Below are 26,555 nucleotides of genomic sequence, written 5' to 3'. Positions count from 1 at the left end.
ATTTTTTAGGGGTAAGACTTTAATCTATTCTTATGAAAACCAGAATACTAACCTTAACTTCATTATCTCACTTTATAAACGATGGAAATAGCTGGTTTCTTCCAGTAGCATTCACATTTCTAATAACGTATCTTGATATATCAAAATTCCTAATTGGAATACTATCCGGTGCATTCTTCTTCGGCATATCTGCATTAGCCTCGCCATTAGTTTCTAGAGTAGCAGATAAGTTTACTAACTATTCCAGGATAATGGGAATAGGAATACTACTGTGGGGAATTGGACTAATACTATTCGGCTACTCAATACAACTTCACTTCTTGCCATTAACATTTATTTCAGTAGCAATAGCGGGTTTTGCATCAGCATTCTATCATCCAATAGGTGCTGCTGTCCTATCAATAACATACAAAGGAAATGCGGGTATTGCATTAGGTATTAACGGGTCAATGGGCAGTCTAGGCAGAGCGATTTACCCAACATTAACATTATCCCTGTTTGCAATATTGAATAAGGACATGACCTTAGATGCGCTAATAATAGGCATAATATCAATAATAGCAGCGTTACCATCATTATTCCTAAAGATTACTATTACGAAAGAAGAAGATCCCAAAACGCCTTCTCCCTCTACTACAACCAATACCAGAAGTACATTATTTGTAGTAATCTTGCTAACTATTATTGCACTACTACGAAGCGTATTTGGTCAAGGAATCTCACAGTTCCTTCCAACACTATTAGTAGAAAATTATGGCTATACTTACAACGTTAATTTAGGTGAAGCAATTACCATAGCCCTAGCCGCAGCTGTAGTAGGGCAACCGATACTGGGATTTCTATCAGATAGAGTAGGGAGAAGACTAATTTACGCCATATCGACCTTTGGCGCAGCCATAATGTTACTCCTATTTCTAAAAATACCGAACATAGCTTTACTCTCACTATTTGGATTCTTTAACTTCAGTGCATTTCCACTAATGTTATCAATAGTTGGAGATTTCGTACCTAGAAACTCAGCTAGTTTTGCAAACTCACTAGTTTGGGGATTAGGAGTTACTGGCGGAGGAGTTATTGGACCAATAATAGTAGGAGCAATATCTCAAGTTTCAAACCTAGTATTTGCGAGCGAAATTGTAACCGTAATGGCTTTCCTCGCGGGAGCATTGACAGCCTTAGTTCCCAAACCGCCAAAGAAAAGCAAGGTACCATTATTTGGGTAAGCTTTTTATCCATAAATTTTATATAGTTCTTTGTGGCTAGAAGGACAGAAAAGATTCTTGGTGGGATAATAACACTACTAATTTTAAAGACGCTTTTAGAAGAGCCAAAACACGGATATGAACTCGAAAAGATAATAAGAGAGAAGTTGGATTATAAACTACCAGAAGGTTCAATATACGTTATACTGAAGAACTTAGAAAGAAGAGGACTGACAATACCGCAAGTTATGAAAAACGAGAGAGGACAAGAGATAAAGAAGTACTTTATAACTGACAAGGGCAAAAGATTTTTACTATCCCACGAGAAACCGCTAATAGCTGTAAGAATGGTACTAGACGAGTTAATAGCAGATATCCAAAAATTAAAGGTTAGAGAGTAAACCCTCCATGAACTTATCCATCTTCTCTAACAATTCTCCATGTCTTATATTATACTCCTCTCCAATATCACTCGGCTTCCTATAACCAATCTTAACAACGCCATTTTCACTCCAGACTAGGAACCTTAAAGGTAACTCATAAGCGATATGCCTATTCTCAAGCATTAATAAAGTACCAACTCTAGGGTTTCCAAAATAAACTACGACAGTAGGCTCTAAATTAAGCCCAACCTTTCTCGCGTTCTCAGAGTGATCAACAATTGCAAAAACTTCAGCTCCATATGATTTTATCCTTTCAATTAATGTCTTAATACACTCGTTAAAGCTAAGCTTGCATTCCTTAATGTTGAACATACGTTAGGCTGTAACGCATTACTTAAAAAGTTTTTCCAAAATTAGATTTTTTCCTACATCAAGAGAGAAATCCAAAGACCTAGAACTATGTGTAATATAACCACTGGAAATAACATCCACGCCAGTCTTAGCGTAATCAACAACATTATCCGGCGTTACCCCACCAGAAACCTCTAAAATGACCTTACCCTTAAGCTCATTGACTATTGGTAAAATCTCGTAAGGTTTCATATTATCTAGTAATATGGCATCAGCACCAGCCTTATAAGCCCTTATTGCGTCTTCATAAGAAGAAACCTCAACTTCAATAATTTTAGTAAAGCTCACTGAAGATTTAACCCTCTTAATAAGCTCCTCGATATTCCCATACAGAGCAATGTGATTATCCTTAATCAACACAGCATCGGATAAATTATACCTATGAGGATCACCACCACCAACCTCAATAGCGTACTTTTCAAATAACCTAAAGCCCGGGGTAGTCTTCCTAGTGCCAGAAATTCTTACATTAGGGTTAACTTCTCTAGCCCTCTTAACCATTAAATTGGTAATAGTTGCAATGCCGGAAAGCTTACCTAGGAAGTTCAAAATAAGCCTCTCAACAGTCAAAACATCAGCATTACCCTCAAAAATCAAAACAACGTCATTTTTGTTAACCTCACTACCGTCTTTCTCCCCATTTATGTTAGAAAACCCTAAGTAGTTGAGAAAAGGAATAACAAACCTATTACCCGCCAAAATCCCAGAATCCTTACACTTAACAACACCTCTTGCCTTTATACCCTCTAAAAATTTAGTAGTAATATCCTCTGGCATTACGTCTTCTTCTAAATAATCCAAGAGCCTCTTAACGTAAATCCACTCAATCAATTTCTGCTCACCACGAAATATATCCTCTTACCGTCTTCCCAACTCTTATTAGGATAATCCTCCCTATAATGTGTACCTCTACTTTCCGTTCTTAGCAATGCCCCTTTGGCACTTAATAGGCTAACCAGTGTAGCGTTATCGTTCAAATCAGCAGACTCGTAAACCTTAACCAACTTACTTAACCCCTCGCCATTTCTGACAATCCCTAAATAATTCCAATTATACTCTCTTATCTCATCTAAACTCAAAGAATTCCCATCATTTAACTTAACCTCAACAGTTTCCTTAGCATCATTCACACTTAACCCCTCCCAATTGTCAATATAAATTGGTAAGTTAACACCATACACTAAATCCTCAGCCAAGGAATTACTAGCCAATCTATTCGCACCGTGAAGACCACTATCCGAAATCTCACCTATTGCATATAAACCTTTAATATTAGTTTCTCCACGAACATTTATCCTTATCCCTCCAATAGTATAATGCGCCCCGGGAAAAACTTGTAACTTCTTACCGTACCTCTTAATGTATTCACTTAAAACGGGGAACTTCTCATCAAAATCTTCAATGGGTGAAAGATCAATATAAACTATATGCCCCTTCTTGTACTGGTCATAGATAGCCCTACTTAAAACATCCCTTGGTGCTAATTCACCCTTACTGTGATAATTGAAAGCAAATCTTTCGCCCTTCTCATTCAGCAGAATCGCTCCCTCACCCCTTAGGGTTTCAGTCAATAAATAGGCTTTACCATCAAACGTTGTAACAGTAGGGTGGAATTGAACAAACTCCATATCTGAAACCAAAGCTCCAGTCCTAAAGGCTATGGCTATACCGTCTCCCACGTTTGTGCTAGGATTAGAAGTAAATTTAAACAAATAGCCATAACCACCTGTAGCTAAAACGACCTTTTCGGCGTCAAAGCTTCCACCCTTTTCCGTTACGAATCCTACAACCTTACAATCTTTAACCTTTAAGGCTAGTAACTTATCTTCAACAAGATTAATTCCCTCTTTCTTAGCTAAGTTCAAAAGGAAACTAGTTATCTCCCTACCAGTCTCGTCAGTCTTATGCAATACCCTTCTCTTAGAATGCCCGCCCTCTAACCTTAAACCCTCATCAAATCTGAAACCCCATTTCTCAACTGCGCTAACAACATAACGAATCTCCCTCGTAACGTAATCCACAGATTTAACATCACATAACCCATCACCCACTTTCAAAGTATCGCTCAAGTGAAGTTCTGGGGAATCGTCATTGCCAACAGCTGCAGCAATACCACCCTTCGCCCAATAACTTGAGCCCCCATCAATTTTCTTCGAAATAACGGTTACCTTGTATCCAGATTTATGCAAGGATATTGCAGCGCTTAGACCCGCTAGACCACTGCCGAAAATGTAGATCATACTCGAACATATGTTCGGTTAAATAAAAAGTTTTTTATTAACTAAAAGTTTTTATACTAGATTGATATACGAACACATGTTCGGAAAATGACTAGAGTTGAAGAGTTACTCAGTCAAATAAAGAAGCTAAAAACTGAAAAGAATGCAATAATTTTAGGACACAACTACATGGAATACTCTGTTCAGTTAGTTTCAGACTTCACTGGAGATTCTTACGACCTGGCAGTTAAGGCAATGAAGACAAACGCTAAGATTATACTATTTGCAGGAGTGTATTTCATGGCGGAACAAGCTTCAGCGTTAAATCCAGATAAGAAAGTACTTTCACCAGACCCTAGTGCAGGTTGTACTTTGTCTGACGCACTTGACGTTAAAACATTACAAGAGTATAAAGAGAGATACCCTAATGCCCCAGTAGTGCTTTACATAAATACCAGCATTTACGCTAAGGCTCTAGCAGATTACATAGTAACGTCTTCAACTGCAGTGAACGTCGTGCAGAAACTAAACGCACAAACAATACTATTTGGACCAGATGCCAATCTAGCTAATTACGTTCAACAAAAAGTTCCCAATAAGAAGATTATTAAAGTACCGCCAAATGGTAGATGTATAGTACATGCCAACTATACTAAGCAACTGGTAGAATTGGCAAGGAAAAAGTATCCTAATGCCTTGTTAATGGCTCATCCAGAGGCGCCATTGGAAATTTTAGAAAGCGCAGACTTCGTGGGATCTACCAATCAAATGATACAATTCTCAAAGGAGAATAAAAACGAGGAGTTCATTGTTGCAACAGAGATAGGTATGATAAACGCTCTGAAGATTAAGAATCCCAGTAAGAAATTCTATCCGCTCGTAACGACCGAAGCTTGCGCTTGTGCTAGATGCCCATATATGAACATAATAACTTTGGAAAAGGTAAAGAGGTCATTAGAGGAAGAGGTTTACGAGGTTAAAGTACCGGAGGATATTGCAGAAAGGGCTAAGATGGCATTTGAAAATACTATGAAGTTGTTAGAATGATAAGCAAGAGTAATTTTATTAAGTATATTAGCAGTTGTTCTACTTTAACGTAGCTTAAAGATTTTCATCAAACCTAGTGCATCAACTAAACACATCTCAACTAACCTGAGGAGTTTATCCTCATATTTTTAATTAACTAAACACTAAACTAAAAACTTTATCGGTAGTACCGGAATTTTGTATTACCGAGGAAAATTAGAACAACTGCTATAAGTATATAAAATTTTATCCCTTTTTTGCTATATATTACTTAGATCGTATTATATATTTCCTATGCCGAACATCTGGTCATCTTGAAAGATAATTATAGTTATATACCAAATTTAAATTCTTTAGACATTCATGGATAAATCTAATTAGAACTAAATTCTAACTTATCTGACTACAACTTTTAAAAAAGTTTATTAAGCGCTATGAACTATCTATATAATACCATGTCTCGCCCAGATAAATTCTCCAAAAAAGAAAAAATGAGACGTGGTTTATCAACAACCACAGTAATAGGAATAGTAGTAGCAATAGTAGTAATCGTAATAGGAGCTGTTGCTGCGGTAACTCTACTTAGTCATAAGCCGTCACAAGTAGTATCTACCACTTCTCCGTCTACTTCGCAATCAGCTACGTCAACATCTCCATCACAAGTCATCACTATAACCTATTTCGATGATCTATCGCCATCTGAAGCCAACATAACACAGAAAATAATAATTCCACAATTCGAGGCAACACATCCTAATATTAAAATTAATTATGTTGATGAAAGTGCCAGTGATATAGTAAAAAGTGTTGAAGAGTTAGTAATGAGTGGTAATGTTGGTCCAGTTATAATCGGTGAAGACAACCTAGTTATAGGAGAATTGCTCAATGGTAACTATTTAATGAACCTAACCCCATATGTAAATCAAATCTTACAGAATGTTAGTCTAATTCCATCAATGCAATCATTAGTCCAGTATGAACAAAAAGTATATCATGGTACTTACTTCATTCCTCTAAGAGCTAACATTCCTCTAGTCTGGTATAACGCAAGTCTCTTTAGGCAAATAGGTCTGACTTCTCCACCAGAAAATTGGTCACAATTGCTGCAATACGCAAAGATAATTTATGATAAAACTGGTGTAAAACCAATAATGTTCCAAGGGCATGGTGGGGCAAGTACCTATACTGAGCTTTACCAGTGGATGGTCCAGGCTGGTGGAAATCCATTCTTATTTAATGATTCTGGCGATGTACTTGCATTTGAATATTTGTACAATCTCTCACAATATTTTAACCCAGATTACGTTCACGGATATTGGGGAAGCTATAAGGGATTGATAGATGGCAGTTACTATTTAATCGATTATCAGTGGCCCTATATCTATAGCGTTATGGCCAGTGAAGGAGTTAATATGAGCAACATAGGCTTCTATCCTGGCCCTACCGGCCCTGTTAACGGTGATCATTTAGTAGGTGGTGATGTATTAGCAATACCTAAGGGAGCAACGCACATTAATGCACTAATAGAATTCGCCAAATTCTTACTATCTCCACAAGTTCAAAGAGAATTTATCATATACCTCTCATGGCCAGCAGTAAATCAACAGGCTTATCAAAACCTTCCAAGTAATATAAGTTCACTATACAAGGCTGAAGAAGAAGCCTTACAGAACGCATTCTTTAGAGAACCAGTACCGTGGATAACTGTCTGGGGACAGATAGCAGACAACGTGTTTAATCAAATAATCGTAAATCATGCACCATATTCGCAGATACCTCAAATATTGAGCCAAGCAAATAAGGAAATGTATCAGTATCTCTTACAAAACTATAATGCAACAGTAGCACAAGAGTATGAGGAAGGGGTGTTTGGGCCACTATATGGGTGAGTAAAGTGAAGTTAACCCCTTTTTTATTAGTACTTCCTGCATTGGCATACGTAATTGGTTTTGCCTTTTTTCCCACAATTGAGGCTGTTTATTTAAGTTTTCAAGACCCTCATGGGGGTTTCTCTTTATATAATTATGAAGAACTATCCTATTTTAATTTGTCTGGTGCAATAATTGATACAATAGTAGTTACAATTGGTGCATTAGCAATACAGCTAGCCCTAGGTTTTCTAGTTGCATCAGTTTTAGCTAGAGAATTCTTTGGGAAAAGAGCTTTATCTAGTATAACAATAATACCAATGGGTATTGCAACAGTTGTCGCAGCAGTAACTTTCAGCTTCGTCTTTCAAACCTCTGGAGGATACGCAAATACAATTCTCCATTCCCTCTTTGGACTTAACGTAAATTGGTACCAATCTTCCATCTCGTCATTATTGGTAGTAATGATTGCGGACAGCTGGAAAAACACACCCATTGTAGCCTTAATATTATTGGCTGGAATGTCCTCAATACCAAAGGAGTTATATTACGCGTCTGCAATAGATGGAGCTGGGCCAATTAGGAGATTTTTCTACATAACATTACCAAACCTTAGGAGCTTCATTGGAATATCACTTATTCTAAGGGGAGTGCAAGAATTCAACATATTCGCTTTACCTTTAATACTGATTGGTGAGCATCCCCCTCTCCTCACCACTTTAATATACGATTTATATACTACAACTTTTCCAGAAGTTGGATTAGCATTAGCTTCGGCAACGATACTTCTTGGATTCATCCTAGTATTTTCTAGCATAGTAATCAAACTCTCCGGAGGTAGATAACATGAGATGGTGGACATATTTAGGTGCAATAGTAGTAGGAATTTACTTCCTATTTCCACTTTACATTTTAGTATTACTCGCATTTAATTCTCCAAAATATACCGTCTTAGCGAAATTCCCCTCACTATTACCGGTGTCACTAACACTAAATAACCTACTAACAGCATTACAAGGCACAGCGTTTATTGATCCATTCATAAAAAGTCTGGAGACAGCAACATTAGTGGGAATCATTACCATAGCATTGGCTATTCCAGCGGGATATGGTTTAAGTAGATTACCAAGAGCCATAGCATATTCCATAATTATCCTTCTATTAGTTACCAATATGATGCCAGCAATAGTAATAGGTATTCCAATAGCAGTAGATTTTCTTAAACTTCACCTTTTTGAATCCGTAATAGGTCTAGCCTTAGCACAAACACTAATAACATTACCATTAGCTACGTTCATCTTACAAGGCACGTTCTCATCAATACCCATTGACCTCGAACATCAAGCTAGAGTTGATGGTGCAAATTTATTTAATAGGTTATTTTCAGTACTCTTACCACTAGCAGCACCTGGTATAGCAGCAGCATTCCTAATATCATGGATGTTCTCATGGGATGAGTTTACTTATGCAATCCTATTAATTCCCTATCACTCCACACTTCCAGTAACAATATATCAAGACGTTACCAGAGGAAACTTATTGGCAGGAATAGCATTTTCACTAATATTCACAATTCCTGTAATAATTTTAACTTTTGCATTACAAAAATATCTAAGGGGAGAATATCTAGCAGGAGGGATAAAAGGATGACGGTAGAACTAATAGATATTGTAAAGAAATATGGCAAAAACATTGTAATTAACGGCATAACAGAGAAGATAGAGACTGGAGAGTTCTTTGTAATACTAGGACCAAGTGGAGAAGGGAAATCAACATTATTGAAAATCTTGGCAGGAATTGAAAAACCAGATAAGGGAAAAATTATAGCAGATGGAGTAGACATTACAGACAGACCCCCAGAGAAGAGAAATGTTGCTATGGTATTTCAAAACTACGCACTTTACCCAAACATGTCAGTGAGAGATAATATAGCATTTCCACTCAAGATGAGGGGAATGAAAAAAGAGGAAATGATAGAAAGAGTGGAAAAAGCTGCAAAGCTTTTAGGTATATCAGAAATATTAGATAAAAAAGTAACACAAATCAGTGGAGGGCAACAACAAAGGGTCGCACTGGCTAGGGCAATTGTAAGAAATCCAAGCTATTTCTTGTTGGATGAACCATTAAGTAATCTAGATGCTAGAGTAAGGACAATAGCTAGAGGAGAGCTAAAGAGAATACAAAAGGAATTGAAAGGTACGTTCATTTATGTAACCCACGATCAAAAGGAAGCCTTAAGTCTAGCAGATAGGATTGCTGTACTTCATAAAGGCAAATTCGAACAAGTCAGCGATCCAAAAACACTATATGAATATCCAACAACAAAATGGGTAGCGCAATTCGTAGGTGAATTCCCAATGAATTTTTTACCTGGTGAACTAATGAAAGAAAAGGCGCAAGAAATAGGGTTTAGACCAGAATGGGTAGAAGTAGGAAAAGGCAATTTATCTTGTATGGTAGAATCAGTAGAAGCTTCAGGGGAGTCAAGATACTTAATATGCAATTTCAAAAATAATAATATAACTATCCTTTCTCAGGAATTTTATGACGTAGGTCAAGAAGTTAGGTTTGAAATAATTAAATATAGAAAATATAATGATGGACAACTGGTACAAGAATAGAAAAATTATTGTTAATGTTCCCAAAATATTTTTTCTTATATGTCTATTTTCTTATTAAAACCGATATAAGCATATACCCTTAACAATCTACCCTAAGATATAACTCATTAGCTCTCCTTATTGCCTATTCCTTGTCAAAAACATAATCATTTTACATTGTTAAAGGTAGTCCTTTAATATTAATTTATAAATAATGTTTATGATGAAATTAGACGAACTTGAGAAAGAACTTGGTTCAAAGCTTATTATGAACGATAACGTCATAGATCACTACTCCAAATCTCCCTATTTAGTCTCTCCAATCCTATCGAAAATGGGTAAGAGAGTGCTAGGGGTAGTAATTGTTGAAGATAGGTATGACGTTGAATTCGTTGTTAAATTTTGCGATATTCATAGAATCCCCTTATTAGCTAGGGGTGCAGGAACATCTACAATAGGACAAGTACTACCAATACATCCCTCTATTGTATTGGATATTCAGAAATTAAATAAAACTATGGAATATGACGAGAAGTATTTGAAAATATCCCCCGGAGTAAAGGTTCTAGATGCTCTGAATTACCTTAGGAAGAGGGGAAAAGAATTACAAGTATATCCTAGTAGCTTTTACATTTCCACTTTAGGAGGATATATTGCAGGAGGAGATGTAGGGATTGGATCATATCAATATGGCTATCATTTCCATAACGGCGGAATTAGACATGTAAAAATTGTTGGCCCTACTGGAACTTTTGAACTAACCGGAGAAAATACCTTAGCCGTAGCTCAAGCAGCTGGGACAACTGGCATAATAATCGAGGCTGATATAACTACTGTGGATTATGAAGACTGGAAAGATCAAATAATAAGATTTGATGAACTAGGTAAGTTGGTAAAATTCCTAAAAGATGCAGAGAATGAAAGAGATAAGATAAGGAGAATCACTATAGAGGATCAAGAGGCCTTATCATTAGTTGCTAAAAATAGAGTAGCTCCGGGTAAATGGAATGTAATAGTCGCAAGTACAAAAAGCTTTGGAGAAGAAGTAGATATGAAATTCTTAGACGAATTGGCATTTGCAGCTATTTACGTTACCATGAGTAGACTAACCAATTTCTCCGATTATTTTTACGAGGTTAGATTGCTCTCTCTTAACAGTTTCCTTAAAGTAGTAAGTCAAGTCAAAGACGCTTTAGGTTCTAATGTACTAATACACGGCGATGTTATGACATTGAGAGGGGAAACCGTAATTTACACAGTCTTCATCTCTGATAGACGAAACTTTAACATAATAGATTCAATAATGACAAAGGAAGGGATACCATTTGAAATACACTCCTTAGTTGTAAATGATAGAGTAGATGAAGAATATAGATTAGAACTAATGAAGAAATATAAACGAATAGTAGATCCTCACGATATCCTAAATCCGGGGAAGCTGAGAGTATGATGTTAAAAAAGTTATTAGAGGTTATAGACATTCTAGAATCTGAAGACCCATTACAGAAGATAAGGGAGAAGCTAGAAGGTAAAGTCAAATACGAGGAAGTAAAAGCTGGAGAAGTAACCTTTATAAAAGCACTTTATGAAGGCGGAGGAAAGGACAAAGTAGAGATCTTAGGAAGATTAGGGGCAATACAAATGGTTGGGGTAAATAAGGGTTTAGTCTCTGACGCTGATGGAGCAATTGTAAGCCTAGCCACACTTCTAGAACTTCTCAATTTAAGAGAAAAAGGAATAGAACTTGATCTTAATGTACTATTTGTAACTAACTTGTCCGTTAAGGCTAAACTAATTCCCCATAAACCATTTGACTTCATGGTCCCACTTTTAGGATTAGATGAAGCACTTAAAGTTGAAGTCGATCCCTCGGCCTCATTCGTTGTATCAATTGACTCAACTAAAGGAAACAGAATAGCTAAGTTCGACGATTTCGCAATAACTCATGTAGTTAAAGACGGGTATATCCTAAAACTTCACGATAACGTAATTGACATTTACAATAAGGTAACTGGTCACGAAATTTACATGGTTCCTTTGACAACTGGCGATCTAACTCCTCTAGATTATAATGTATATCACATTAGTACTCTGATCTCGCCATGGCTATATACAGATTCTCCAGTGATTGGAATTGCAACCGTCTCCAAACAAGTTATACCGGGATATGAAACTGGTGTATTAAACATTGAAATGTTAGAACACGCGTCAAGATTTTGCATCGAACTCCTTAAATATATAGAAAATGGAGGGAAAATATATGAAGAGAGAGAATTAGAAGAATTAGAGAATAGATTAGGAAAGTCTAATTTGTTAAAAGCTAAAAGAAGGTAATCATTGAAATGGTAGATCCAGCAAAACTACTGAAAGACCTAATACAAATCAAAACAGTTAATCCACCTGGATTAGAATACGAGAATATTGCACTTTATCTTAAATACCTATTTAATGATAGGTTTTCAAATACAGCTAATCGAAATACCAGAGGAATACATGGACAAATACTACATTTACTCTCCATCACATAAAGGGAACAAAAGAATAATAGTAATTGTAAGAAACAGCCCAAATCCTATACTTCACTTCAACTTTCACTATGACGTTGTCCCACCAGGGATGGTTGGTTAACAAATCCTTTCGAGCTCAAAATTATTGATAATAAGGCATACGGAAGGGGAACCTCAGATATGAAAGGTTCAATTGTGAGCTTATATTTAGCCCTTTCTAGAGAGAAATATTAACGACCCTATTTAACTCATTTCTTCATATAACTTTATTTAAACTCTAACGCAAAACAATTATTGGATGTTCTAATTGGTCTTTGCTGAATAATGATGAATGCACGTCAGGGAGAACATATAATTCAAGAAGCCTAAATATTAAAAAATGACATTACTAGAAATACCAATTCCTCCTAACGATTTAAGCCAAATTACAGATGAAATACACTACAACGAATTTAAGGAAAGCGCCATATAAGTTATAGGAAAAATAAAAGAAAAGCTTAGCTTCACTGAATTATCATCCCCATATCCTAGAAACGTAAACGCTTACCAATATTATCATGCCCTAGCATCAACTAAAAGAGTACTACTAACGAAAACAAAACACCTATCACAAACCATAAGACATGGTATAGTAGTAAAAACAGAGAAAGAAGACTATTACGTTTACATTGTAGGGAAATCAGAACACTGGAAAGATTACTTAGCAATAGTTCACTCCTACTACTTTTATCCCTTTCATAGTTGGTTCGTCCTAAACACATCAATGAGTAAATTATAAACACGAAATCAAACGTAATAGTACTAGCAGTTTATAGAAAATATGGAGACGATTGGATAAATCCAAAAATTGGTATAGAAATTAAAAACACGGTACAACTAACATACACACCGTATATACTTGATCATATACTTAACCGAAGAAAAATAATTGATGAAAACTCTTTTATATCCCTATTACGATTTATATTACGAGAAACCAAAGGAAAACCATGGAACAATCTCTTCATCAAAATTCACAACATCATAAAAAGTAAAAATCACTGATATAGGCTCACCAATCCTATCCCAATCCGGCATAATTGGAATTGTAAACGACTTGATAGACGAGAAAACTTTATCCCTCATTAACCCTCCAATACCGCCATTCACACTTGAAAACATCAAGAAATATGCCTCAGAACTGGGAGTACTCGAAACATTTGAAAAAACCTAGCAATAGTAAACAAAATTGAAGCAAAAGTAATGAACAAGTACAACTTACCTAGAAATACAGTATCAGCAATACTTGGAATAATAGAGTGGGACAACGAAGTACAAGAGACAACTGAAAGGTATGCAAAATTAGCAAATCACGTCTACGACGAGCTAAAGAGAATCATAAACGACCTCACAAAGAGAAAACTAACATCTTCTCAAACAACTTGTTGAAATACATAGCAGAAGTCCTAAACGCAGAGTACACATATTACGACGGAATGTCCTATCACAAGACTGGTGAGATGAAGACTAATAACGCAATACTCTTCATGTGCTCAGAACTACTTGAAAACACCTTTTGCGATTACATAAGATATCCAGTACCGGAATTCCACCCAAGATGAGAGGTGTGAATTATTAGACGCTAGGTACATTAACGATGTGTGCCTTTATGTAAATCCTGCAATTAAGTCACAATAATTCAGTAGACAAAAATTCTAGTCTTCCCTTGAAAGGTGATTAGAAAAACTTGTCTTTTATGAGACTTCTTTCGATTTTTTCTTTTTAAGGTTGAATAGTATATATATAATTAACGTGTAAATCAAAAAGAGGTTTAAAACACATAAGAATTATTACGAACTAAAACACTCTTATATTATTAACGCACGTTATTCTCCCTTAATTTACACGGAATATATAGAAGTTAGATTTATATGGGATTTCAGAACAATATGTATAATGCGGATGCCCCCGCGGGAGAAACACTCCCGCCGGGGAAGATATCGCTTATTCGTGGAGGGGCAAGATCCCCGGGCCCCTAAGCCCGGGAAGCTTGTCTCTGACAAGGGAACCAAGGGTGTGGTTAGCTTCCTACCCCCAAATCCGGTTGATCCTGCCGGACCCGACCGCTATCGGGGTGGGGCTAAGCCATGGGAGTCGTACGCTCCCGGGCAAGGGAGCGTGGCGGACGGCTGAGTAACACGTGGCTAACCTACCCTGAGGAGGGAGATAACCCCGGGAAACTGGGGATAATCTCCCATAGGCGAGGAGTCCTGGAACGGTTCCTCGCTGAAAGGTTCATGGGCTATTTCCCGCTCATGAGCGCCTCAGGATGGGGCTGCGGCCCATCAGGTAGTTGGGGGGGTAAGGGCCCCCCAAGCCTATAACGGGTAGGGGCCGTGAGAGCGGGAGCCCCCAGTTGGGCACTGAGACAAGGGCCCAGGCCCTACGGGGCGCACCAGGCGCGAAACGTCCCCAATGCGCGGAAGCGTGAGGGCGCCACCCCGAGTGCTCCCGTAAGGGAGCTTTTCCCCGCTCTACAAAGGCGGGGGAATAAGCGGGGGGCAAGTCTGGTGTCAGCCGCCGCGGTAATACCAGCCCCGCGAGTGGTCGGGACTCTTACTGGGCCTAAAGCGCCCGTAGCCGGCCCGACAAGTCACTCCTTAAAGACCTCGGCTCAACCGGGGGAATGGGGGTGATACTGTCGGGCTAGGGGGCGGGAGAGGCCAGCGGTACTCCCGGAGTAGGGGCGAAATCCTCAGATCTCGGGAGGACCACCAGTGGCGAAAGCGGCTGGCTAGAACGCGCCCGACGGTGAGGGGCGAAAGCCGGGGCAGCAAAAGGGATTAGATACCCCTGTAGTCCCGGCTGTAAACGATGCAGGCTAGGTGTCACATGGGCTTAGAGCCCATGTGGTGCCGCAGGGAAGCCGTTAAGCCTGCCGCCTGGGGAGTACGGTCGCAAGACTTAAACTTAAAGGAATTGGCGGGGGAGCACCACAAGGGGTGGAACCTGCGGCTCAATTGGAGTCAACGCCTGGAATCTTACTAGGGGAGACCGCAGGATGACGGCCAGGCTAACGACCTTGCCTGACTCGCGGAGAGGAGGTGCATGGCCGTCGCCAGCTCGTGTTGTGAAATGTCCTGTTAAGTCAGGCAACGAGCGAGACCCCCACCATTAGTTGGTATCCTGGTCTCCGGGCCGGGACCACACTAGTGGGACTGCCGGCGTAAGCCGGAGGAAGGAGGGGGCCACGGCAGGTCAGCATGCCCCGAAACCCCTGGGCCGCACGCGGGTTACAATGGCAGGGACAGCGGGATTCCGACCCCGAAAGGGGAAGGTAATCCCTTAAACCCTGCCGCAGTTGGGATCGAGGGCTGAAACTCGCCCTCGTGAACGAGGAATCCCTAGTAACCGCAGATCAACAATCTGCGGTGAATACGTCCCTGCTCCTTGCACACACCGCCCGTCGCTCCACCCGAGTAGGAGAGGGGTGAGGCCCCTTGCCTTTAGGTGGGGGGTCGAGCTTCTCTCCTGCAAGGGGGGAGAAGTCGTAACAAGGTAGCCGTAGGGGAACCTGCGGCTGGATCACCTCATAGTTACAAACTCCCCCGTCAATTTCCATAGGGGTAGGAAGCCCATAAAACCCTTGGTTCCCTTTTACAGATGCGGTTCTCCTCTTGGCCAGAGGAGAATTAAGAGCAAAGGGCCTATGGGAAATACTCTCCCTAAGGGCTCGATGAAGCTGGCTTAGGGCCGAAAGGCCGCTTAGAATCGTTAACGACTAGGGGCACCAAGCCAGCCGGTGGATGGCTCGGCTCGGGCGCTGACGAAGGGCGCGGCAAGTGGCGAAATGCCCGGGGTAGGCACACGCTGCCTTTGAACCCGGGATCCCCGAATGGGACCTCCTGCCCCTTTGGGGCGCACCCGACTCGACGAGAGTTCGGGTGTGGGAACTCCCCGAACGGAAACATCTTAGTAGGGGAAGGAGGAGAAATCAACCGAGATCCCCTGAGTAGGGGCGACCGAAAGGGGGATAGCCCAAACCAAACCCGCCGGCGACAAGTCGGTGGGAATGTGGTGTTATTGGCCTCCAGTCTGGTTTAAAGCCGACCTCCCTGGCCTACCTAGCCGAACTCTCCTGGAATGGAGGGCCATAGAGGGTGACAGCCCCGTAGGCTAAAGGTAGGTGGGAGGTGGCTGGAGGCAGAGTACCATCCCCTGGTTCGGGGGTGGGAAGTTGGGGGCCACGTGCCTCCAAGGCTAAATACGTCCCGAGACCGATAGCGAACTAAGTACCGTGAGGGAAAGCTGCAAAGTACCCCGGAAGGGGGGTGAAAAGAGCCTGAAACCGGCTGGTCATAGTAGGGCAAGGCTCGAAAGGAGTGAAGTCTCCCGAAGGAAAGAGGCGCGAGCCTCGAGTACGAGGGAGATGGACCGGGGTCTTGCCTTTCGTCCTGAAACACGGGCCGGGGAGTTCACGTCAGTGGCGAGCCTAAGGGGGTTAACCCCGAAGGCATAGGGAAACCGAGTGCCCGCAACCCGGGAAACCGGGTGAGGGGCAGGGTCTGTCAGGGCCTAAAGTCACTGGCGTGAGGCTAGAAACCGGGCGATCTAGGCCGGGGCAGGCCGAAGCCGGGGGAAACCTCGGTGGAGGGCCGAATAGGGGTTCTGACGTGCAATTCGTTCCCCTGACCCCGGTCTAGGGGCGAAAGACCAATCTAGCTCGGTGATAGCTAGTTCCCCCCGAAATGCGTCCTAGCGCAGCCTCCCTGGAGGTTGCCTACGGGGTAGAGTAACTGATTGGGGGTTCGGAGCGAAAGCTCCGGGCTTCCAGTCAAACTCCGAACTCGTAGGCGCCGAAGAAGGGGAGAGTGGGCCACTCGGCGTAAGGTTGGGTGGCGAAAGGGAAACAGCCCAGACTTGGGTTAAGGCCCCAAAATGCCGGCTAAGTGCCAGTTGAAGGGCGTCTCTAGCCTTAGACAGCGGGAAGGTGGGCCCAGCAGCAGCCATCCTCTAAGGAGTGCGTAACAGCTCACCCGCCGAGGCTAGAGGCCCCGAAGATTGGTCGGGGCTTAAGCCGGCTGCCGAGACCCAAGCGTGGAGACTCAATGAGTCTCCACGGGTAGGGGGGCGCTGTGGTGGGGTAGAAGGTGGGTCGTGAGATCCACTGGACCCGCCACAGGTGCAGATCCCGGCGGCAGTAACAGCGAGGAGGGGTGAGATTCCCCTCCGCCGGAAGGGCCAGGGTTTCCCGGCAATGGTCGTCAGCCGGGAGTGAGCCGGTCCTAAGGCGAGGCCTAATAGGTACTCGCCGAAAGGGAAGTGGGTTAATATTCCCACGCCCTAGGGGTAGGTGCGGTAACGCAAGCTGGACTCCCGACGGATCTGGGTAGGGTGAGTGGGGCCACCGCCCCATCCAAGCGCTTAAGTCCCTGGAGTGCCGTAATGGTGAGAAGGGGACGAAGGCGTGATGGGGTTCCCTTTGGGGACTTCACCCAATCCCAGGTCCCCTTGAAAAGGGAGTCCAGAACGATCCCCTAGGACCGTACCGAGAACCGACACTGGTGCCCCTGGGTGAGAAGCCCAAGGCGTCTGGGGGTTAACTCAGGCTAGGGAACTCGGCAAAATAGCCCCGTACCTTCGGTAGAAGGGGTGCCTACTGGGGTCGTAAACCGGCCTCAGTAGGTCGCAGTGACAAGAGGGACCTGACTGTTTAATAAAAACATAGGTCCCCGCTAGCCCGAAAGGGTGTGAACGGGGGCTAAATCCTGGCCACTGGTGGTTGGTGAAAGCCGGGTCCAACCGGCCGAAGCCCCACTGAAGGCCGGGGGTAACTCTGACCCTCTTAAGGTAGCCAAATGCCTTGCCGGGTAAGTTCCGGCGCGCATGAATGGATCAACGTGGTCCCTACTGTCCCAGCCTGGGGCCCCGTGAACGCCCAGAGTGGGTTCACAGTCCCGCAACTCCCCACACCGAGAGAAGACCCCGTGGAGCTTCACCGCAGCCTGGCGCTGCTCCTCGGGCGCCTATGCGTAGAGTAGGTGGGAGGGGTCGAACCCATCCTTTCGGGGATGGGGGACCCGAAGGTGAAACACCACCCATGGGTGCTCGAGGAGCTTACCTGCCCGTAGGGGTGGGGACAGCGTCAGGTGGGCGGTTCGGCTGGGGCGGCACTCCCGCGAAAAGATAACACGGGAGCCCAAAGGTCGGCTCAGGCGGTACAGAACGCCGCCGTAGAGTGCAAGGGCAAAAGCCGGCCTGACGAGACCCTCCAAAGTACGGGGTCTCGACGCGAAAGCGCGGCCTAGCGAACGCTCGTGTCCCCCCACGTGGGGGCCGGGCATGACAGAAAAGTTACCCCGGGGATAACAGGGTCGTCGCGGGCGAGAGCTCCCATCGACCCCGCGGTTTGCTACATCGATGTCGGCTCTTCCCACCCTGGGGGTGCAGCTGCCCCCAAGGGTAGGGCTGCCCGCCCGTTAAAGGGGAACGTGAGCTGGGTTTAGACCGTCGCGAGACAGGTCGGACTCTAAGGGTGGGGAGTGTGGGCTGCCTGAGGGGAAGGTACCCCAAGTACGAGAGGAACAGGGTACCGGGGCCTCTAGTTTACCGGTTGTCCGGTAGGGCAGTGCCGGGCAGCCACGCCCTGTGGGGTAACCGCTGAAAGCATCTAAGCGGGAACCCCTCCCCGAAAAGAGGCAGCCATGCGGGGTAACCCGCGAGAGCCCACCCCTAGAAGAGGGGATTGATGGGGGCGGGGTGTAAGTCCCGAGGGCGAAAGTCTGAGGGATTTAGCCCGCGCCTCCCAATCGGGCAAGCCCTCTTGTCGTTAACGATTCTAGGCGGTCCGGTAAATCCTAAGCCAGCTGATGGGCCTTCTATATTTGTTTATGTATATGTATAGAAGGAATATTTCTATTAAATAATAAAGCTAGTTGTTGTAAAAATTATATGGTTTCATTATTCTATTTTCTTGATCTTGTATACTATTCCGGATGTTATCCAAGTCACTACAAAAGTAAATATTACATAATATCCTATCGTCTCCCAGTAAACACTGTTTAACGCTGCTATTTGATCCCAAAATAATCCAGTTAGGTTGAACTCGGCTTGTAATATTCCTAACAACTCTATTGTACCTATTCCAAACGCTATTAAAATTGATATTAGTGTCATCGTTAGGTTATACCATATTTTTCTGAGTGGTGATAGGAATGCCCAGCCATAGGTGAACCTCATGAATAGACCATCAGTAGTGTCAACTAGTGACATTCCTAGTGAAAATAGGATTGGGTATAGTAAGATTGTGTAGATTGGTATGTGTATATACGTTGAAGCTAGTATTGCCGATATTGATAGTATTGCAACTTCTGTCGCAGTGTCAAATCCTAGTCCAAAGAGGAGTCCTACAATGTACATTTGCCATTGTTTTGTTATTATTTTGAACAACTTGTTAAAGTACCTATTCATGAAACCTCTTTTCTGCAATATTTCCTCTAGTTTTTGTTTGTCATGTTTTCTTTCTTTATAAAACGAGTATAATTCGTAGAGTACTATTGTGTTTAGTAGGCCTAAAATATAAAGAAATCCTCCACTTATTAGTGTCTCGATCAAATTTCCGGTGTTCTCGAGGGAAGGTAATGAGTTAACTACCAGTCTTGAAGCCATCATTACTGCAAGGGATAGTAAAATTACTACTGTTGAATGACCAAATGAGAAGAAAGTGCCAACGAAGATTGGATTCTTTCCTTCTTGTAACATTTTCCTAGTTACGTTATCTATTGCTGCCAAGTGATCAGCGTCTACTGCGTGTCTTAAGCCAAAGGTGTATGATAAAACTCCTAGTGTTATAAAGGTTCCTATTAGCTCACCGCTATCTGTTTTTATTGTTAGCTCTTTTTGCGGTAACGTGTATAAGAAGAGAAAAAGTAATCCCGTTAGTATTACGTTAATTACGTAGAAAAGTGATAAGGTGACTAAATTTTTGTGGCCAATTGCTTGCATGAACGCATTGAAATTTGGTTTCATCACATATATGGATAGACTATCCATTATATAAAAATTTCGCTATTTTAAACTTTGTGGATTAGTTTAATTTTCTCAGATGTTAAGCTCGTTAAATTTTCTTAAATTCAAAATCAAGCGTCGTTTTAAAAGTAAGTTTCACGTTAGCTTTGATAAAGATTGAAGCTATCCACAAAGCAGCTATTTTAGTATAGATTGTTCTGGTTTCAGTAACTTAAAATGCTGTAAATTGTAGAATATTTGATTAAAAGCTTATTAACCTAAATTGTTCTTACATATTATGCTTGTAAGTATTGAATGGCTTTATAACAATTTAAAGGACGTTAAGGTTGTAGAAATTGATTATAATCCGCAGATAAGTTACTACGAGGGGCATATTCCGGGAGCTGTATTGATAAATTGGAGGGATTTTCTCAGCGATAATTCTAGGGATTTCGCTAGCCCGGAGAAGTTGAGTAAGGTTTTAGGAAATGCGGGGATAAACAACGATGATCTTATTGTGTTATATAGCGATATGAATAATAGATACGCGTTCTACGCTTATTGGATTTTAAAAGCTTACGGGCATTCAAATTTGGCTATTTTAAACGGGGGCATTTATAAGTGGTTGAGGGAAAATTACCCTATTGACAATGATGCTGTAGTAGTCAGGAGGAGTGAATACAAGGCTAGTAAGCCTGATTGGTCCTCAAGGATTTTAGTATGGGAGTTGTTATCTAGGCTTAAAGAAATTGTTTTGATCGATTCTAGGAGCAAGGAAGAGTATGATGGTTTGACTACTGCACCTCCAGAGCACAAGTGTGAACAGACTCAGATGAGTGGTCACATTCCGGGTGCTAAGAACGTTCCATGGACAACTTTGCTTAATGAGGATGAAACCATGAAGCCTAGGGATGAGTTGGGTAGGATTTTTTCATGGTTAAATAGAGAGGATAGGATAGTGGTGTACTGTAGGACTGGTGCTAGGGCTTCTGTTGTTTGGTATGCCTTAAAAGAGGTTTTAGGGTTTAGGTTGGTTAGGCTTTACGATGGCTCGTGGGTTGAGTATGGTAATATGGTTGGTGTGCCAGTAGAGAAATCAATCAGCGACCATTCTTGAACTTCATTTTTCTCGTTCAAGGTATTTATGAAATAAATTGTCTAACTCTTTATACAGTTCTTCTGCTAACGTCTTATCGTAATATTTGCAATTAGCTATTAATCCCGATAAGCGTAATGTTTCAACTTTTGCCTCCTCTGATAGCTGATATAGTTCGAAAGTTAATGCTGATTCTTGTGACGATAGATTAAGCAATTGCCTTAAGAGTTCTGAGCATTCTTCTTCGTACACTCTGTTGCGATCAGTTGTAGTTGATATATCTTCTCCAAGTCTCTCCTCGTTTCCTCTATTCTCCTCTTTAGTTCCTCTATTATTCTTTTCTTCTCCTCTATCTTCTCCTTTAGTTCTTTTTCTCTTGAACATGTAATAGTTTCACCCCATTACTACCACTATTATTAACACAATTAGCGTCAAAATAATGTATATAATGTACCATGATATGGAACTGTTAATGAACGTTTCCGCGAAGATCTTCCCAAATCTCCTTATATCATTAGCTAATTTGTAGAGGTATTCCCAGAATATATCTAAACCGTATGTAGGTAGGAATTTTTCTTCCTCTGGTCTTAGGATTTTCTTTAACATTTGTCTTATGTTATTTGCCATTGCAAAGGCCGTATACTCTGCTTGTTCGTTTACTCCATTGTTCCACGTTTCCGCTTTTCTTATTTTAGGCTTTCCAAAGGCGAGGTAGCTTATAAGGGAAAATATTGTTATCAATAGGACCACATAAAGTGGTGATATTCCTCCGAATGTATTGTTGTAGTAGTGTGTTAGAATCACGCTATTAGTTAGCATTCCGAAAATTATTGCGGAGTTTTTGTAAGGGTATATTAGATAAGGTAACGTGAATCCCAGTATGAGTACTATAAATCCAGAAAATAGGATGGGATATTTCTTTATTTTACTTAATTGTTCTCTTGTATTCTGAAATATTGACGTATAAGTTATGTATCTGACTAATAAGGCCGTTGCCAGACCTTCACCCATTGCTATAATTGCTCCAGTTGCTATAAAGAGGATTGATATCACGTCATGAAGCACGTATGAGAACATGAATAGGTTTTCAAGCAATAACCAAGATGCAACTCCACCTATATTTGGTAATAGCCCAGACATGGAAGAGGCTAATAGGACTAGCCCTATTGAGACGTTTCTTATCTTTTTTGAATAGGTTATACTCTGATGTTCTTGTAAACCAGCAGATAGGAATAGCCCAGTTTTTGCTATAGAGTGTGCGAATGAGTATAAAATTACAGTGATTAGGGAAATGTGCTCTATTGAGGTAATGCTTAGTTGCTTTGCGACCATGTACAAGCTTAAGGCTACTAATATTGCCCCATTATTCTCTATCGTACTAAAGGCTAAAATTCCCTTAGTGTTCTCGTTTACATAGCCGTAAAGTGCTCCAAAGAATACGCTAAATGAGCCTATAGCCACTAGTACGAGTGGAAATCCAATAGGGATAGTTTGCGTTAAGATTGTCATCCTCAGTATTCCGTAAACTCCCATTAGGGTCATTGTGGCACTTAATATTGCCGAAAAGTTAGATGGAGCTGTTCCGTGCGCTATAGGTAACCATTCCGATACGAGGAAGGGCATCATTCCCATCTTTATTATGAATCCAAAAGTAGCTACGATCAAGGGAATTGGGGTTGACAAATAAATGAAGCTTGTTGTTTTCACTATTACGAATCCAGTTAATATGAGATTGTGCTCAGTTCTCCGAACGCCATGAAAACGAATGGCGGTCTATTATTCTTTGCTGTTAGTCCTATTGCTACATATGCTGGAATTGTCATTATTTCCCAGCCAGCGAGGAATAGTAGATAATTATTTGAATAAAGTACAAGGACCATGCCTAAGATCGTGAGTCCGTATAACGGGGAAAGCCATTTCCCGTAATGGTCGTAATCTATTGAGAAAATTGAGGTGAGAAGCCACACTGAGGCTGAAATTATAGAGAAAACTGAGGCTGAAATTATAGAGAAAAATGAGAGAACTCCATTATATTCGTAAATGGAAATGATGAGTAGTATTGATGATGATATTGCGAATAGGATGTAGCCCGCTTTTTTGTTGAAGATAGAAACTATAATGGAAATTACTAGCAAAGGTAATATATAAAGTAAAGCGTTCATTTTCCCTTCACCTTAGTTAACGCTTCAAGTATTGTAAAGGGATTCGGTGGACAACCGGGTATTTCAACTACTGCTTCTAATGGTACTCCTTCACCTATTATTCCCCCTGAGATGACACAAGCACCTAATAATATGATTACTTTGGGTTGCGGCATTGCTTCATATGCTTTCTTCAAAACCTCTTTCATCTTTTCCGTTATTACCCCCATTACTACTAAAGCATCTGCGTGTCTTGGAGTATTGGTGAAGAATATGCCGAATCTCGTCATATCGTACTCCGGTGACGAGATAAGTTTTAGTTCCATGTTACACCCTCCACAAGTTCCAGAATCTATCGGGTAAAGGTAGAACGACTTTCTGAAAATGGGTTCAGTTTTCTTTACTGTATATATTCTTGGATTGAAATTTGGTTTATAACTGGGATAGCATCTCCTGCAGAACACACATCTTTCTTTTATCCACTTTCCATCCTTTATGGCGTTTGTTGGACAGTTTACATTACCTTCTCCTTGTATTTCAGTGCTCCATTCCGCTATTTCCTTCGGGTATTTCTCCGTCATTACTCCCTTTCTTAAACCTCTAATAAACCACCAGTTCTTCACTTTAACACCACCCCTATTTCACTTACCCAAATTCCAAAACTTTCCCAATTGAATTGAAAATCGGTAAATATTGTGTTAATCACGCTTTTCAAAAATAGGTTGAGATTGACTTGTGAAGGAGTGAGGAGTAATACTGAGTCGATAATCCCGTTATTTAACCTGACGTAATAGGCTAGATCACCAGATGGACTCTCGACTCTGGCCAGTCCCTCTCCCCATCCTTGTTTGTGATTTTTCCCTCTCTCGTTATTGTGATTCTTTATTTTATCGTATAACCCTACTAAAATTTTAGACGACTCGATTATCTCCATTCCCCTAACTAGGAACCTTCCGAATGCGTCTGCCTCTTGTGTGATAACTGTTCTAAAACCTAAGTCTTCATAAGGTAAGGCTTTAAAGTCCTTTCTCGCATCGTAATCGAGTCCAGCAGCTCTGGCAGCTGGTCCTATACTGTTTTCATCTATTAATTTTCCGTTTTCTTGGAGTCTATCTATGAAGATTCTACTTTCAAGTAGCCCATCGAAGATTTGTTTGAATTCCTTTGTAATGTCTATTATTCTTAATAAATTTCCAAAATCGCAGTTAACCCCATTAATTGTATTAACGCCAAAGAAATACCTGTGACCACACATTTTGCCTATTAATCTATTGACTTCTTCAACGAGGTGCAAGAGATGGTATGTAGGTACGTTTAGTGATGCGGTTTCAGTTAATCTCGATATCACGAATAAGTGATTTCTTATTCTTTCCAATTCTATTTCACCTATTCTCTTTAGTTGGGTTGGATAGTCTTGTTCCAATTCTAACGAATCTTCTACAGCGAGTAAAAAGGATATTGTGTGGGAAGCGCTAAATGGCGCGTTTATTCTCTCTACTCTGAGTAAGGCATCGTCCACAGTTAAACCGCTTATTACTATTCCTCTGTTCTTGTATACCTCAGCGTCTATTCCTAGAATTTTTTCACCATTAGTTGTAATAATGAATTTTATTGATTCGAGTAATCCTCCAGCTGAGGGTCCGTAAATGAACTTAAAGGAGCCATACGTTTGCGTTATATTTGGTTTGATTTCCTCACATTTCTCTTCTATTATCGTTTTTTCGTAGAGACAATAATCCCCTATTCTGCCTATTTTCCTTCCCTCGCCTTTTTGAGCCCATTTATAGTATTTCATGAGAGGATCACCAGTAAAAGTATACCGAGAACGAGTGGAATTATAGATGATACAAGAGAAATGAACGTGATTAGCCTGGGTTCTTCTGAGACTGTCAGCTCTCTTTGAGTGAATATCATTTTGGTAACGTTATAGTTTATTGAGATGAAAGCTGTTGCCAGAGAGACTACTATTAATATAAACTCTATAATATAACCTTTCTGAATTAATGTTTGTAATATGAAGAATTCTCCTATGAAAGTTGCAAAGGGTGGTGTACCAGTTACAGCTAGAGAGGACAATAATAGCGATACTGAGGTGAGTTTTAGTTTTGTATATAAACCGCCTATGTTTTCAATTCTCTTTTCTCCTAGGACTTTCAATACAATTCCGCTAGAGTAAAAGGCTCCCGCTTTACCAAATGCGTGTGCAAGAAGGAGGATTATTGCTCCGAGGGGTTGGCCTATTGTAAGTCCAAGCAAGGCTAGGTTCATGTTCTCAATGGTTGAATACGCGAACATTCTCTTTATGTGCCATTGATAAGTCAAGATAACCGATGCGGTTATTATCGACAAAGTTGCGAAAATTATAAAGATATTGGTTAATGGATTTACTTGATATACCATGTACACCACGTAAGTTGCGGCCGGAAGTAGTACTCCAGAAAATAATGCGCTTATTGGAGATGGCGCTTCGCTATGGGCATCTGGTAACCACGTATACATGGGGAAAACTCCCGCCTTTGTTCCAAATCCTATTAAAGCTAGAGCTACCGCGAGTTTAGTTATTATGTTGTTTTCTGGTTTTGTAAGTATTTCCGTTACAGTTAATGTATGATAGTTATAGTAGATGAAAATTATTGAGAATAGTGCTAATGTTACACCAGCGGATACTATGATTATATACCTCCACGTGGCTTCCAGTGAGGTTTCAGATGTTTCCGCTACTATTAAAAGAGCTGAGGTCACAGTTGTGAGTTCTATCCCAACCCACATTAGACCGTAATTGTTCATAATAACAGTGAAAAGCATTGATGATGCGAAGCAATTTAGTAGAATATAGTATAATCTTTCACTTACTATTTTGCTTGGTTTTATGTAATTCATGGAGTAAAGGGTAGATAGGAGATAAATTGATGCAATCATCGATAGGAAAAACGTTGTGAACTTAGTGATGAAGAAGAAAGAGTTTCTAATTGGTGCTAAGAAGTAAAGGAAGATGCTGATGATTAATGTTAGTACTGCTGATAGTATGGATAGGGTCTTAATTAGCTTGAGTTTGAAAAAGCCTACGTTACTTATTATCGGAATTAATAATAAGAGTATGGGTTCAATATTCATTT

Annotated in this window: 21 protein-coding genes, 2 rRNA genes and 2 pseudogenes; 15 read left to right on the top strand and 10 right to left on the bottom strand. The window is 41.0% G+C overall.

What is annotated here, in order from left to right; all coding sequences use genetic code 11:
* Window positions 1-32: 32 nt before the first annotated feature.
* Window positions 33-1,223, top strand: coding sequence for an MFS transporter (locus tag J5U23_RS11975; RefSeq protein ID WP_218266294.1), 1,191 nt, complete (start codon window positions 33-35; stop codon window positions 1,221-1,223).
* 32 nt (window positions 1,224-1,255) lie between these two features.
* Entirely contained in the window at window positions 1,256-1,603 is a 348-nt protein-coding gene (locus J5U23_RS11970) for a PadR family transcriptional regulator (RefSeq protein ID WP_012711237.1), read from the top strand.
* Here J5U23_RS11970 and J5U23_RS11965 read toward each other — a convergent pair.
* Genes J5U23_RS11965 through J5U23_RS11955 form a run of 3 tightly spaced genes read right to left on the bottom strand, consistent with a single transcriptional unit; the run spans window position 1,586 to window position 4,236 of the window.
* On the bottom strand, window positions 1,586-1,957 hold the full coding sequence (locus J5U23_RS11965) for a DUF302 domain-containing protein (protein ID WP_218258421.1): 372 nt from the start codon (window positions 1,955-1,957) through the stop codon (window positions 1,586-1,588). The two genes, J5U23_RS11970 and J5U23_RS11965, sit on opposite strands and share 18 nt — an antisense overlap.
* Window positions 1,958-1,975: 18 nt before the next feature.
* Window positions 1,976-2,827, bottom strand: coding sequence for a carboxylating nicotinate-nucleotide diphosphorylase (gene nadC, locus J5U23_RS11960; RefSeq protein WP_218266293.1), 852 nt, complete (start codon window positions 2,825-2,827; stop codon window positions 1,976-1,978).
* Window positions 2,824-4,236, bottom strand: coding sequence for an L-aspartate oxidase (locus J5U23_RS11955; protein ID WP_218266292.1), 1,413 nt, complete (start codon window positions 4,234-4,236; stop codon window positions 2,824-2,826). The genes nadC and J5U23_RS11955 overlap by 4 nt, the downstream gene beginning before the upstream one ends.
* 87 nt (window positions 4,237-4,323) lie before the next feature.
* Here J5U23_RS11955 and nadA point away from each other — a divergent pair, with 87 nt between their 5' ends.
* The 8 genes and pseudogenes from nadA to J5U23_RS11915 all read left to right on the top strand — a co-directional run.
* Complete coding sequence (nadA, locus tag J5U23_RS11950) at window positions 4,324-5,262, top strand: quinolinate synthase NadA (RefSeq protein ID WP_218260819.1); 939 nt, start codon at window positions 4,324-4,326, stop codon at window positions 5,260-5,262.
* Between the two features lie 434 nt (window positions 5,263-5,696).
* Window positions 5,697-7,130 carry an ABC transporter substrate-binding protein gene (locus J5U23_RS11945; protein WP_218258417.1) on the top strand — a complete coding sequence of 478 codons (1,434 nt, stop codon included), beginning with the start codon at window positions 5,697-5,699 and terminating at the stop codon, window positions 7,128-7,130.
* 5 nt (window positions 7,131-7,135) lie between these two features.
* The gene (locus tag J5U23_RS11940) at window positions 7,136-7,954 is read left to right on the top strand and encodes a carbohydrate ABC transporter permease (protein ID WP_218266291.1); all 819 of its coding nucleotides are present in this window, start codon (window positions 7,136-7,138) and stop codon (window positions 7,952-7,954) included.
* 1 nt (window position 7,955) lies between these two features.
* Window positions 7,956-8,759 (top strand): carbohydrate ABC transporter permease, encoded by an 804-nt coding sequence (locus tag J5U23_RS11935; RefSeq protein ID WP_218258413.1) that lies wholly within the window; start codon window positions 7,956-7,958, stop codon window positions 8,757-8,759.
* Entirely contained in the window at window positions 8,756-9,730 is a 975-nt protein-coding gene (locus J5U23_RS11930; protein ID WP_218266290.1) for an ABC transporter ATP-binding protein, read from the top strand. Before J5U23_RS11935 ends, J5U23_RS11930 begins: the two co-directional genes overlap by 4 nt.
* 193 nt (window positions 9,731-9,923) lie before the next feature.
* Entirely contained in the window at window positions 9,924-11,159 is a 1,236-nt protein-coding gene (locus J5U23_RS11925; protein ID WP_218266289.1) for an FAD-binding oxidoreductase, read from the top strand.
* Entirely contained in the window at window positions 11,156-12,043 is an 888-nt protein-coding gene (locus tag J5U23_RS11920) for a DUF1177 family protein (protein WP_218266288.1), read from the top strand. The genes J5U23_RS11925 and J5U23_RS11920 overlap by 4 nt, the downstream gene beginning before the upstream one ends.
* Before the next feature lie 8 nt (window positions 12,044-12,051).
* Window positions 12,052-12,438, top strand: a pseudogene (locus J5U23_RS11915) (M20/M25/M40 family metallo-hydrolase); the annotation flags it as partial.
* A gap of 744 nt (window positions 12,439-13,182) precedes the next feature.
* Here the strand turns inward: J5U23_RS11915 and J5U23_RS11910 are convergent.
* On the bottom strand, window positions 13,183-13,377 hold the full coding sequence (locus J5U23_RS11910; protein ID WP_218258408.1) for a hypothetical protein: 195 nt from the start codon (window positions 13,375-13,377) through the stop codon (window positions 13,183-13,185).
* Window positions 13,378-13,458: 81 nt separating this feature from the next.
* On the opposite strand from J5U23_RS11910, the gene J5U23_RS11905 reads away from it, so the two are divergent.
* The 4 genes from J5U23_RS11905 to J5U23_RS11890 all read left to right on the top strand — a co-directional run bounded on the left by J5U23_RS11905 (window position 13,459) and on the right by J5U23_RS11890 (window position 19,024).
* Window positions 13,459-13,644: a hypothetical protein gene (locus J5U23_RS11905; RefSeq protein ID WP_218258406.1), complete on the top strand. Its 186-nt coding sequence runs from the start codon at window positions 13,459-13,461 to the stop codon at window positions 13,642-13,644.
* Window positions 13,641-13,817, top strand: coding sequence for a hypothetical protein (locus tag J5U23_RS11900; RefSeq protein ID WP_218266287.1), 177 nt, complete (start codon window positions 13,641-13,643; stop codon window positions 13,815-13,817). The genes J5U23_RS11905 and J5U23_RS11900 overlap by 4 nt, the downstream gene beginning before the upstream one ends.
* 475 nt (window positions 13,818-14,292) lie before the next feature.
* A 16S ribosomal RNA gene (locus tag J5U23_RS11895) occupies window positions 14,293-15,789 on the top strand.
* A gap of 184 nt (window positions 15,790-15,973) precedes the next feature.
* A 23S ribosomal RNA gene (locus J5U23_RS11890) occupies window positions 15,974-19,024 on the top strand.
* Together the 16S and 23S rRNA genes form the textbook arrangement of a ribosomal RNA operon.
* 131 nt (window positions 19,025-19,155) lie before the next feature.
* Here the strand turns inward: J5U23_RS11890 and J5U23_RS11885 are convergent.
* Window positions 19,156-20,250, bottom strand: a complete 1,095-nt coding sequence (locus J5U23_RS11885) for a HoxN/HupN/NixA family nickel/cobalt transporter (RefSeq protein ID WP_218267547.1) — start codon at window positions 20,248-20,250, stop codon at window positions 19,156-19,158.
* Window positions 20,251-20,500: 250 nt separating this feature from the next.
* Here J5U23_RS11885 and J5U23_RS11880 point away from each other — a divergent pair, with 250 nt between their 5' ends.
* On the top strand, window positions 20,501-21,319 hold the full coding sequence (locus J5U23_RS11880) for a sulfurtransferase (protein WP_218260813.1): 819 nt from the start codon (window positions 20,501-20,503) through the stop codon (window positions 21,317-21,319).
* A gap of 3 nt (window positions 21,320-21,322) precedes the next feature.
* On the opposite strand, the gene J5U23_RS11875 is transcribed toward J5U23_RS11880, so the two are convergent.
* The 5 genes and pseudogenes from J5U23_RS11875 to J5U23_RS11855 form a co-directional block, all read right to left on the bottom strand.
* Window positions 21,323-21,682, bottom strand: coding sequence for a hypothetical protein (locus J5U23_RS11875; RefSeq protein ID WP_218258402.1), 360 nt, complete (start codon window positions 21,680-21,682; stop codon window positions 21,323-21,325).
* 9 nt (window positions 21,683-21,691) lie between these two features.
* Window positions 21,692-23,460: pseudogene (locus J5U23_RS11870) on the bottom strand (proton-conducting transporter transmembrane domain-containing protein).
* On the bottom strand, window positions 23,457-24,062 hold the full coding sequence (locus tag J5U23_RS11865) for an NADH-quinone oxidoreductase subunit B family protein (protein WP_218266286.1): 606 nt from the start codon (window positions 24,060-24,062) through the stop codon (window positions 23,457-23,459). The pseudogene J5U23_RS11870 and the gene J5U23_RS11865 overlap by 4 nt, the downstream one beginning before the upstream one ends.
* Window positions 24,059-25,234, bottom strand: a complete 1,176-nt coding sequence (locus tag J5U23_RS11860; RefSeq protein ID WP_218266285.1) for an NADH-quinone oxidoreductase subunit D-related protein — start codon at window positions 25,232-25,234, stop codon at window positions 24,059-24,061. Before J5U23_RS11860 ends, J5U23_RS11865 begins: the two co-directional genes overlap by 4 nt.
* Complete coding sequence (locus tag J5U23_RS11855; RefSeq protein WP_218266284.1) at window positions 25,231-26,553, bottom strand: proton-conducting transporter transmembrane domain-containing protein; 1,323 nt, start codon at window positions 26,551-26,553, stop codon at window positions 25,231-25,233. The genes J5U23_RS11860 and J5U23_RS11855 overlap by 4 nt, the downstream gene beginning before the upstream one ends.
* Window positions 26,554-26,555: the final 2 nt, after the last annotated feature.

The organism is Saccharolobus shibatae B12, from assembly GCF_019175345.1.
Classification (GTDB): domain Archaea; phylum Thermoproteota; class Thermoprotei_A; order Sulfolobales; family Sulfolobaceae; genus Saccharolobus; species Saccharolobus shibatae.
The sequence above is the reverse complement of the archived record's forward strand: the minus strand, read 5'-3'. Positions and strand labels throughout refer to the sequence as shown.

Coding starts and splice junctions, on each gene's coding strand:
- J5U23_RS11930 (WP_218266290.1), top strand. CDS start 8,756: ATGACGGTAGAACTAATAGATATTGTAAAGAAATATGGCAAAAACATT.
- J5U23_RS11910 (WP_218258408.1), bottom strand. CDS start 13,377: ATGTTTTCAAGTGTGAATGGCGGTATTGGAGGGTTAATGAGGGATAAA.
- J5U23_RS11905 (WP_218258406.1), top strand. CDS start 13,459: ATGAACAAGTACAACTTACCTAGAAATACAGTATCAGCAATACTTGGA.
- J5U23_RS11945 (WP_218258417.1), top strand. CDS start 5,697: ATGTCTCGCCCAGATAAATTCTCCAAAAAAGAAAAAATGAGACGTGGT.
- J5U23_RS11925 (WP_218266289.1), top strand. CDS start 9,924: ATGTTTATGATGAAATTAGACGAACTTGAGAAAGAACTTGGTTCAAAG.
- J5U23_RS11880 (WP_218260813.1), top strand. CDS start 20,501: ATGCTTGTAAGTATTGAATGGCTTTATAACAATTTAAAGGACGTTAAG.
- nadA (WP_218260819.1), top strand. CDS start 4,324: ATGACTAGAGTTGAAGAGTTACTCAGTCAAATAAAGAAGCTAAAAACT.
- J5U23_RS11965 (WP_218258421.1), bottom strand. CDS start 1,957: ATGTTCAACATTAAGGAATGCAAGCTTAGCTTTAACGAGTGTATTAAG.
- J5U23_RS11855 (WP_218266284.1), bottom strand. CDS start 26,553: ATGAATATTGAACCCATACTCTTATTATTAATTCCGATAATAAGTAAC.
- J5U23_RS11955 (WP_218266292.1), bottom strand. CDS start 4,236: ATGATCTACATTTTCGGCAGTGGTCTAGCGGGTCTAAGCGCTGCAATA.
- J5U23_RS11860 (WP_218266285.1), bottom strand. CDS start 25,234: ATGAAATACTATAAATGGGCTCAAAAAGGCGAGGGAAGGAAAATAGGC.
- J5U23_RS11975 (WP_218266294.1), top strand. CDS start 33: ATGAAAACCAGAATACTAACCTTAACTTCATTATCTCACTTTATAAAC.
- J5U23_RS11920 (WP_218266288.1), top strand. CDS start 11,156: ATGATGTTAAAAAAGTTATTAGAGGTTATAGACATTCTAGAATCTGAA.
- J5U23_RS11875 (WP_218258402.1), bottom strand. CDS start 21,682: ATGTTCAAGAGAAAAAGAACTAAAGGAGAAGATAGAGGAGAAGAAAAG.
- J5U23_RS11935 (WP_218258413.1), top strand. CDS start 7,956: ATGAGATGGTGGACATATTTAGGTGCAATAGTAGTAGGAATTTACTTC.